Raw genomic sequence first — 9354 nt, forward strand, 5'->3', positions numbered from 1 at the left:
GGGTGTGCGCGCCGCCCCCGGCGCGCACACCCCACGACACACCCCACCCCCATTCCTCGAAGAAGAGGCACCATGCAGAATCACGGACTCGGATCCTGGCTCGCCACCCGGCGGCAGAAGAACCCCGACAAGACCGCCCTGATCTTCGGCGACGAGCAACGCATGAGCTACGGCGAGCTTGCCGACCGCACCGACGCGCTCTCGGGCCTGCTCTGGCAGCGCGGCCTGCGCCGCGGCGACAGCGTCGCCTTCCTCGGCGAGAACTGCCCCGAGTTCCTCATGACCCTGTTCGGCTGCGCACAGCTCGGCGTGATCTTCGTCCCCGTGAACACGCGGCTGGCCCCGCCCGAGATCGCGCACGTGCTGAGCGACAGCGACGCGCGGATGCTGATCCACGGGCCCGAGTTCGCCGAGCTGGCCACCACGGTCGCGGCTCAGCTCCAGCTCCCGCACCGCATCCAGACCGGAGAGGAGGGAGCGGACGGCCGGCCCGGGCTCGACGCCCTGCTGGCCGAGGGCACGCGCGGACACGTCGACTCGGCCGTGGGCCTCGACGACCCCGCCGCGATCCTCTACACCTCCGGCACGACCGGCCGCGCCAAGGGCGCCGTGCTCAGCCACGGCAATCTGAGCTGGGTGAGCATCAACGCGCTCGTCGACTACGACCTCGCCTCCACCGATGTGGCGCTCATGATCTCGCCCATGTTCCACGCCGCCGCGCTCGGCATGGGTGCGCTGCCCGTGATCCTGAAGGGCGGCACCATGGTGCTCGAACAGCGCTTCGACGCGGGGCGCGCGCTCGCACTCATCGAGCGGCACCGCGTGACGCAGCTCAGCGGCGTCCCCACCACCTACCAGCTGCTCGCCGACCATCCGAAGTGGGCGGAGACCGACATCTCGAGCCTCGCGAAGCTCACCTGCGGCGGCTCCGCCGTGCCCACGCGCATCCTCGAAGCCTACGAGGCCCGCGGCCTCTCCTTCTCCCAGGGCTACGGCATGACCGAGACCTCCCCCGGCGCGACGAGCCTCGCCCCCGAGATGACCCGCCGCAAGCAGGGCAGCGTGGGGCTGCCGCACTTCTTCACCGAGGTGCGGATCGCCGCCATCGCGGCGGGCGAGTCCGAGGACGACAGCCCGGGAGAGGCCTCCGGCGAGAACCCGGTCCCCGTCGCCGTCGCCCCGCGCGGCACGATCGGTGAGATCCAGGTGCGGGGTCCCAACGTCTTCCTCGGCTACCGCGGACTGCCCGAGGCCACGGCCGCGGCCTTCACGCCCGACGGCTGGTTCCGCTCCGGAGATCTCGGCTACCTCGACGAGGACGGCTACCTGTTCATCGCCGACCGGCTCAAGGACATGATCATCTCCGGCGGCGAGAACATCTACCCCGCCGAGATCGAAGACCTCCTCTACGGCCTCGACGGCGTGAGCGGGGCCGCCGTGATCGGCGCGCCAGACGAGCAGTGGGGCGAAGTGCCCTGGGCGATCCTGACCGTGCAGGAGGGCACCGACCCCGAGCACCTCAGCACCGAGGCGGTCCGCGCCGCACTCGACGGCAAGCTCGCCCGCTACAAGCTCCCGAAGCGCGTGATCGTGACCGACGATCTCCCGCGCACCGCATCCGGCAAAGTGCGCAAGGCCGAGCTGCGCGCCCGCTACACCGGATAGGGGCGGGGCCCGGCGCGCCGCGGCGGTCCCACGCGCCGGGCCCGGCCCGCCACGTCCGGTGTCGCGAAGCGGGTTACGATGGGGAGCACCTCACGACGGCCGAAGGAGCAGTGTGGCACGAGGAAGACCGCGCAAGGCCCTGCTCTCCACCGAGTCGATCGTCGACACGGCGCTGCGCCAGATAGACGCGGGCAAGCCGCTCAATATGAGCAGCATCGCCCGTGAGCTCTCCGTGCACGTCTCCTCGCTCTACAACCACGTGGGCGACCGGGAGGGACTCATCGAGCAGCTGCGCCTGCGGATCTCGCACGAGTATCCCGTGCCGCCTCTCGACGGCCTCAGCTGGCAGCAGGCCCTGCGCGCCGTCGGCACCACGATCCACGCCGCCTTCTCGGCGCATCCCGGCCTCGTGCCCTACCTCGCCACCGTGCCGGTCAGCGCCCCGGAGATCACCGCCGTCTACACGCGCCTCGCCGAGATCATGCTCGCCGCAGGTCACAGCGCCCGCACCGCGGCGCTCGCCATCCGCATGGTCGACTCGATGGCGATCGGCTCGGCGATGGTCATCTCCTCCGATCCGGCGCCCTGGAGCGACGCCGAAGAGGGCGGCCGCGCGCTCATCGGCGCCTCCGCGAACTGGGACGACGAGCTCGCCCTCACGGCCGAGGCCTTCGAGCGCAGCCTCGGCTACGCCATCCGCGGCTTGGAGGACGAGCTGGACGAGCCGGGCGAGCCGGACGAGCCGGGCGAGCCGGCCGCCTGAGCGCTGCCGCCCGCCCTCACGCCCCCGGCTGCGGCTCGAGTGAGAAGCCCGGGGCGCCCGGCACCGAGGCCACCAGCCGCTGCGTGTAGGGCTGCTGCGGCTCGCTGAGCACCCGCTCGGCGCTGCCCGCCTCCACGATGTCGCCGTGCAGCAGCACGATCACCTCGTCGCTGACCTGCCGCACCACCGCGAGATTGTGCGACACGAACAGCACCGTCAGCCGGAGCTCCCGACGCAGGCGCTCGAAGAGCTGCAGGATCTCCGCCTGCGTCGACAGATCGAGCGCGGAGGTGATCTCGTCCGCGATGATGAGCTCCGGTTCCACGGCCAGGGCGCGCGCGATCGCGATGCGCTGCCGCTGCCCGCCCGAGAACTCCCCCGGGAAGCGGTCCGCGGCGGACTCGTCGAGCGCCACCAGCCGCAGCAGCTCCGAGATGCGCGCCCGGTGCGCGCGCACCGAGGCGCCGCGCGGGTCCAGCGCCTCGGCGAGCGTCTGGCCGATCGTCCGGCGCGGATCGAGCGAGGAGTACGGATCCTGCGGGATGAGCTGGATCCTGCGCCGCAGACGCGCCCGCTCCCGGCCGCGCAGGCGTCCGATGTCGACGCCGTCGAACAGGATCCGCCCGGCCGAGGGCGCGTGGATCCCGACGATCGTCTTCGCGATCGTCGACTTGCCGGAACCCGACTCGCCGACGAGCCCGACCGTCCGCCCTGCCGGGATCTCGAAGGAGATGCCGTGCAGCACGCGATTGGCCCGCACGCCGCGCCCGAGCACGACCTCGAGCCCGCTCAGCTGGAGCCGGGGTGTCTCATGCGCGGTCATGGGTTCCTCCTGCGCTCTGCGAAGGCACCGGCGCGGCCTCCGGGGTCGGATCTTCGGGCGCCGGGCCGGTGCCGTCGCCTCCGCCCGCCGAGGGGCGCGCCGTGATGGGGTCGTCCATGCGGGGCGAGGCGTCGAGCAGCTGCTGCGTGTACGGGTGCGAGACGCGCCCCGACCGCAGCTGCTCACCGCTCAGCCGCTCGACGATCTGCCCCGCACGCATCACGAGCACCTCGTCGCAGAGCTCCTGCACCACGCCGATGTCGTGCGAGATGAACAGCATGGCCGTGCCACGCTCGCGGTTGATGCGGCGGAACTGCCGCAGCACCTCCGCCTGCACCGTGACGTCGAGCGCCGTCGTCGGCTCGTCGGCGATGATGAGCTTCGGCTCGGGCAGGGTGGCCGCGGCGATGGTGGCGCGCTGCAGCATTCCGCCCGACCACTGGAAGGCGTGCTGCCGCACCCGGCTCGCCGCGTCGCGCACGTGGATCCGGTCGAGCGACTCCTCCACCCGCGCCGCCGCGGCGCGGCGGCCGAGCCCCAGGTGCACCCGCGCCAGCTCCGAGAGCTGGGCCCCCATGCGCAGGGCGGGATTGAAGGTGGTCCCGGGATCCTGATAGACGAGCCCGATGTCGAGCGCGAGGCGCTTCGGGTCGTTCCGGCGCGACAGATCGAGGTCGTCGAGGCGCAGCTGCCCGGCCTCGGCGCGCACGCCGTCCGCGAGCAGGCCCGCGACCGCCATCGCGGTCATCGACTTGCCCGAACCCGACTCGCCGACGAGGCCGAGCACCCGGCCCCGGTCGATCGCGAAGCTCACTCCCCGCACCAGCTCGGCCCCGGTGGGCGCGTACACGTGCAGATCGCGCACCTCGACGAGGGCGCCCGGCGCTGGGGCGATCGCGTCGTCGCGCCGGCTCGGCACCAGCTTCGCCCGTCGCTTCACCGCCCGCAGCCCCGGATCCAGGGTCTGCGCCAGCCCGTCGCCGATGAGCATCGCCGTCACGCCCGCGTAGATCAGCATGATCGACGGCGCAATGGCCTGCCACGGCTGCGAGTAGATCGCGGTCAGGCCGTCGCTGAGCAGCTGGCCGTAGTCGAACTGCGGGCTCTGCACGCCGAGACCCACGAAGGAGAGGCTCGCGATCTCGAGCAGCGCGAGGGCGAAGCTCGAGGTCATGACGACGAGCAGCGGACCCGACACGTTCGGCATGAGGTGCCGCGTGAAGAGCCGCCAGCCGGGCACCCCGAGCAGTCGCGCGGTGGTCACGAAATCGCGGTGGACGATGCCGCCCACCATGTTCGCGGTGAGCCGCGCGAATGCGGGAATCCCGGCGACGCCGATGGCGACGAGCGCGGAGGCCGAGCCGGCCCCCAGGATCGCGGCGATCACGAGGGCCAGGACGAGCGCGGGGAAGGCGACCGTCGCGTCGACCAGGCGGAGGACGATCTCCCGCGGGCGCCGGGGGGCGAGCCAGATGAGGCCGCCGATGAGCACGCCGCCCACGACCGAGATCGCGGTCGCGCCGGCGGCCATGAGCAGGGTGAGGCGGGTCGCCACGAGCGCGCGGGCGAAGACGTCGCGCCCCAGCGCGTCCGTGCCCAGCAGGTGCTCGGCGCTCGGGCCCTGCCGGGAGCCGCCGCCCAGCTGCTCCGCGGTCTCCCCCAGCATGAGGGGCGCCAGGATCGCGATGAGCACCAGCACGCCGCCGAGGACCAGGCCGGCGACGAGCGATGGCGTCGGCTTCCGGCGGCGGCGCACGGCGGGCGCGGCCGGATCCGGCGCGCGCGTCCCGCCCGGCGCGGCAAGGGCGGGCGAGACGGATGCCGGCAGGGCTCCCGGGCCGCCCGGGGCCGCGGGCACGGCGTTCGCGTCAGTCATGGTGGCCGCCTCCGAGGGTGCGCGGATCGATGACGCCGAGGACGACGTCGATGAGCAGGTTGATGAGGATCGCGAGCGCCCCGATCACCAGGATGATCCCCTGGATGGTCGGGTAGTCCTTGTAGATGATCGACTGCACGACCTCGAGGCCGAGGCCCGGATAGGAGAAGACGCTCTCGATGATGACGGTGCCGCCGATGAGTCCCGCCAGGATGAGACCGGTGAGCGTGAGGGTGCTCGTCATGAGATTCGGCAGCGCGTGCACGACGTAGAGGCGGATCGCCCCCAGGCGCTTGCCGCGGGCGGTGCGCATGAAGTCCTGCTGCAGCACCGTGTAGGTCTCCTGCCGCACCACGCGCGCCACGGCGAAGGTGGGGCCGAGCGCGAGGGCCGCGATGGGCAGCACCCAGAAACCGGGACTGTCCACGCCGCCCGCCGGCAGCACGCGCAGGCCGATCGCGAAGACGATCACCAGCAGCGTGCCGGCCACGTAGGCGGGGAAGGAGGCGAGGAACCCCGCGACCGCGCCGAACACGGTGGACAGCGCGCCGCGCCGCCCGCCGCGGGTGAGCACGCCCACGGTCATGCCCAGCGGGATCGCGACCAGGATCACGACCGCGATCGAGCCGAGGGCCAGCAGCGCCGTGTAGGGCAGCTTCGTGCCGATGATCTCGGTGACCGGGACCCCGTAGCGGAAGGAGGTGCCGAGCTCGCCGCGGAACAGCCCGCCGACGAAGTCGAGGAACTGCAGCCAGAGGGGCTGGTCGAGGCCGAGCCGCTCGCGCAGCGCCGCGATCGCCTCCGGCGTCGCGTTGCTGCCGAGCATCGCGACCGCCGGGTCGCCGGGGATCAGGGGGACGATGAGGAACACCCCGACCACGAGCACCGCGAAGGACAGCACGAGCCCGCCCAGGCGCCGGACCGCGAACACGGCCCAGTCGGAGCGCAGCCAGGCGGCGGCGCCGGGGCGGCGCCCGGAGCGGGCGACCGTCGCGATGTGCTGCGTGGAGTCGCCCGGCACCGGCAGCATGTCCGCCGCGCTCATGAGCCCTGGAGCTCCGGGATGACGCGCCGCTGCCACTCGAAGACCGGCTCCAGCTGCGCGGCGACGCGGATCAGCGCGGCCTCGTCGAAGGGACCGCCGACGAGCTGCGCGCCGACGGGAAGCCCCTGCTCATCGGTGTGCACCGGCAGCGAGATGGCGGGCAGGCCGGCCATGTTGACCCAGGCGGTGAAGGTGACCTGGCGCGCCTCGGTGAGACGGGGAGCCGTGGGCGTCTGGTTCGCCTCGTCGTAGACGACGCCCACCCGGGGGGTCGACACGGCCATGGTCGGCGTGAGGAGCAGGTCGAAGTCGCGGCCGAACTGGGCGTTCACCCGGCGCGTCTCCCACTGCAGCCGCCCGGCGAGCGCGGCGTACTCGCCGGAGTGGAAGGTCTTCGCCTGCTCCACGCGGTAGCGGATGTAGGGGTCGGCCAGCTCGAGGTGCTCGTAGGGCGCGGCGTAGACGCTCGCGCTGATGATGAGGTCGACGAAGCCCTTGCCCGCCTCGGGGCTGAAGAGGAACGGCTGCACGGGTTCGACGGTGTGCCCCAGTTCCTCGAGCGCGGTGGCCGCGGCGAGGGCCGCGGAGACGTTCGCCTGGTCGACGTCGAGGCCGGCGGGGCTTTCGAGCAGCAGGCCGATGCGCAGCCGGCCCGGCTCGGCTCCGAGCTCCTCCGTGTAGGGACGGGCCGGCCGGGGGGCCGAGTACCAGGCGAGGGGGTCGACCTGCGCGAGCACATCGAGCGCGGCGGCCGTGTCCGCGACGGTGCGCGTGATCACACCGGCCGTCGTGGAGTGCTCCCAGCCGCGCACCTCCTCCGGGATGCGGCCGCGGCTCGGCTTCAGTCCGACGAGGCCAGTGACGCTGGAGGGGACGCGGATCGACCCGCCGCCGTCGGAGGCGTGACCGATCGGCGCGAAGCCGCCGGCCACTGCGGCGCTGGCTCCCCCGCTGGAGCCGCCGGAGGTGAAGTCGAGGTTCCAGGGGTTGCGCGTCTTGCCGTGGCGGGAGTTCTCCGAGGCGGTGAGGGGGCCGAACTCCGGGCTGTTCGAGCGGCCGAGCAGCACGAAGCCGGCGTCCTCGATGAGCCGCACATCCGCGTCGCTCTCGGCGCGGGGCGCGTCGGAGACGGCGAGCGAGGACATCGTGTTCGGCTGGCCGGCGACGCTGCTGAGATCCTTGATCGGGATCGGCACCCCCTCGAAGACGCTGCGGGCTTCGCCGTCGCGCACGCGGCGCTCCGACTCGCGGGCGCGCCGCAGCGCGTCCTCGCGATCGAGCCAGACGATGGCGTTGACGTCGCCGTTGCGGGCGTCGATCTCGTCGAGGTACATCTGGGTGACCTCGACGGGGCTGACGTCGCCGCTGCGGATCGCGGCGGAGATGTCGAGAGCTGAGCTGGCGGGAGTGATCATGCTGGTCCTCTGGTCGGGTGGGGTCGATGGGCCTGCCGGGGCGTGGCGGCGAGGCCCGGGTCGTGCGGGGTCGGCGGGCGCGGGCGGGAGACGTCGCCGTCCGCCCGCGCCCGTCCCGGCTCACTCGCCGGTGATGCGGAAGATGTGGTCGTCGAGCGAGCCGCCGAGCATGCTCACCCGGAATCCGGGGCGCTGCGCGTAGAGGTAGGTGTCGGTGATCAGGGGCGTGCCGTGCGATCCGGCCACGATCTTCTCGGCGGCCTCCTGCAGCAGCGCGCAGCGGGCATCCTCGTCCTGCGTGGCGCGTGCCTCCGTGTAGAGCGCTTCGACGCCCTCGGGCTGCCCGCCGCCGACGTTGGCGCCGCCCTCGAGGATCCCGGGCCCGATGTACATCCCGACCGGGCTGGCGAGGGTGCCGAGGGTGTTGAGATCGGCGAACACGGTCAGATCCCAGTCGCCCGGCTGCGTGTACACCGTGGAGATCCACGTGCCGACGTCCACGTTGTCGAGCGTCACATCGGCTCCGGCGGCGCGGAGCGCCTCCTGCAGGTAGACGTTGCCGGCGCCGTTGGTCCCCACGACGAGGGGCGCCACGAGGCGGATCTTGACGCCGTCGAGCACCTTCGCCGCGGCCGCGGGGTCGCTCGGCACGATGCCGAGGTCCTCACCGGTCACGCACTGCGCGGAGGAATTGGAGAGCGTGGTGCCGACCTCGCCGAGGCCCTGCATCGCGACGGTGTTGAACTCGTCGCGGTCGATCACCTGCGCCACCGCCTTGCGCAGCTCGGGGTCGGTGAAGGGGCTGCCCTCGCGCTCGTTGAAGATGAGGGTGAAGTCGGAGAAGAGGAACTTGGCCACCTCGTAGCCGCTCTGGCCCTCGAAGCGGTCCATCGACTCGGGCATGATCTTCGCGATGTCGAGCTGTCCGTCGAGTACGAGATTCGAGGTCGCGGAGGTGTCGGGCGAGACGACGAACTCCAGCTTCTTCGCGGGCTCCCCGGCGATCTCGCTGCTCCACTCGGGCCACAGCTCATAGTCCTCGCGCAGCTCGTAGCGGTAGCGCACGCCCGGCTCGGCGGCGGTCTGCACGTAGGGACCCGACTCGGCCCCCTCGACGGAGCCAGCGGCGAGGCCCTCGGGGTCTGCGAGCCCGGCGGGGCAGACGATGCCCGTGGTGGCCGAGGTGAGTCCCTGCAGCAGGTAGGCCCACGGCTGCTCGAGGTCGATCGTGACGGTGTTCGCGGCGTCGTCGGCGGTGATGGTGGGCGTCTGGCTGCCGAAGGTCTGGGGCACGATCGTGCCGCCGGACTGGGCGAAGGCGTCGAGCGAGTTCTTCACGATCGTGGGCGTGATGGGGGTGCCGTCCGAGCAGCTCGCCCCCTCCCGGAGCGTGAAGGTCGCCGAGTTCGGCGTCGCCTCCCAGCTGGCCGCGAGACCGGGAACGACGCCCGTGTCATCCTTGCGCACGAGCGTGTCGAAGCTCATGCGCGCGAGCACGAAGTCGGGGAGCGACATGCCGACCGCCGGGTTGAAGGTGGCGGGGATGTCGATCGTCGCGCGGATGGTGTCGGTGGGCTCGAACGCCGCCCCCTGCGGGTCGGGGGCGGCTCCGCTGCACGCGGTGAGCAGCAGCGCTCCTCCGAGTGCCGCGGCGAGTGCCGGTCGTGCGATGTGCTTCCTCATGGCTGGGTCCTTTCAGGGGCGGGGAACGGCTGTTCCGGATCGCAGGGGGAGGGCGGGGGGGGCGGGTGTCTCTTTTACACATCT

The 9354-nt window shown here is 72.4% G+C and carries 7 protein-coding genes; 2 read left to right on the forward strand and 5 right to left on the reverse strand.

Annotated features, from left to right (window positions below):
- The first annotated feature begins 72 nt into the window (after positions 1 to 72).
- Both B4915_RS00095 and B4915_RS00100 read left to right on the forward strand, forming a co-directional pair.
- Positions 73 to 1665, forward strand: coding sequence for an acyl-CoA synthetase (locus tag B4915_RS00095; protein ID WP_105803859.1), 1593 nt, complete (start codon positions 73 to 75; stop codon positions 1663 to 1665).
- Between the two features lie 112 nt (positions 1666 to 1777).
- Complete coding sequence (locus B4915_RS00100; protein WP_105803860.1) at positions 1778 to 2428, forward strand: TetR/AcrR family transcriptional regulator; 651 nt, start codon at positions 1778 to 1780, stop codon at positions 2426 to 2428.
- A 16-nt stretch (positions 2429 to 2444) separates the two neighbouring features.
- Here the strand turns inward: B4915_RS00100 and B4915_RS00105 are convergent, their stop codons facing one another.
- The 5 genes from B4915_RS00105 to B4915_RS00125 all read right to left on the reverse strand — a co-directional run bounded on the left by B4915_RS00105 (position 2445) and on the right by B4915_RS00125 (position 9270).
- On the reverse strand, positions 2445 to 3251 hold the full coding sequence (locus B4915_RS00105) for an ABC transporter ATP-binding protein (RefSeq protein WP_105803861.1): 807 nt from the start codon (positions 3249 to 3251) through the stop codon (positions 2445 to 2447).
- On the reverse strand, positions 3238 to 5127 hold the full coding sequence (locus tag B4915_RS00110) for a dipeptide/oligopeptide/nickel ABC transporter permease/ATP-binding protein (RefSeq protein WP_105803862.1): 1890 nt from the start codon (positions 5125 to 5127) through the stop codon (positions 3238 to 3240). Before B4915_RS00110 ends, B4915_RS00105 begins: the two co-directional genes overlap by 14 nt.
- Entirely contained in the window at positions 5120 to 6172 is a 1053-nt protein-coding gene (locus B4915_RS00115) for an ABC transporter permease (RefSeq protein WP_245907258.1), read from the reverse strand. Before B4915_RS00115 ends, B4915_RS00110 begins: the two co-directional genes overlap by 8 nt.
- Positions 6169 to 7587, reverse strand: a complete 1419-nt coding sequence (locus tag B4915_RS00120) for an amidase (RefSeq protein WP_105803863.1) — start codon at positions 7585 to 7587, stop codon at positions 6169 to 6171. Before B4915_RS00120 ends, B4915_RS00115 begins: the two co-directional genes overlap by 4 nt.
- 120 nt (positions 7588 to 7707) lie before the next feature.
- Entirely contained in the window at positions 7708 to 9270 is a 1563-nt protein-coding gene (locus B4915_RS00125; protein WP_105803864.1) for an ABC transporter substrate-binding protein, read from the reverse strand.
- Positions 9271 to 9354 lie beyond the last annotated feature (84 nt).

The organism is Leucobacter massiliensis, assembly GCF_002982315.1.
Taxonomy (GTDB): Bacteria; Actinomycetota; Actinomycetes; order Actinomycetales; family Microbacteriaceae; genus Leucobacter; species Leucobacter massiliensis.

What these genes read in the sequence shown, in the direction of transcription:
- B4915_RS00125 (WP_105803864.1), bottom strand. Translation starts at nt 9,270, where the DNA reads ATGAGGAAGCACATCGCACGACCGGCACTCGCCGCGGCACTCGGAGGA.
- B4915_RS00120 (WP_105803863.1), bottom strand. Translation starts at nt 7,587, where the DNA reads ATGATCACTCCCGCCAGCTCAGCTCTCGACATCTCCGCCGCGATCCGC.
- B4915_RS00115 (WP_245907258.1), bottom strand. Translation starts at nt 6,172, where the DNA reads ATGAGCGCGGCGGACATGCTGCCGGTGCCGGGCGACTCCACGCAGCAC.
- B4915_RS00095 (WP_105803859.1), top strand. Translation starts at nt 73, where the DNA reads ATGCAGAATCACGGACTCGGATCCTGGCTCGCCACCCGGCGGCAGAAG.
- B4915_RS00105 (WP_105803861.1), bottom strand. Translation starts at nt 3,251, where the DNA reads ATGACCGCGCATGAGACACCCCGGCTCCAGCTGAGCGGGCTCGAGGTC.
- B4915_RS00110 (WP_105803862.1), bottom strand. Translation starts at nt 5,127, where the DNA reads ATGACTGACGCGAACGCCGTGCCCGCGGCCCCGGGCGGCCCGGGAGCC.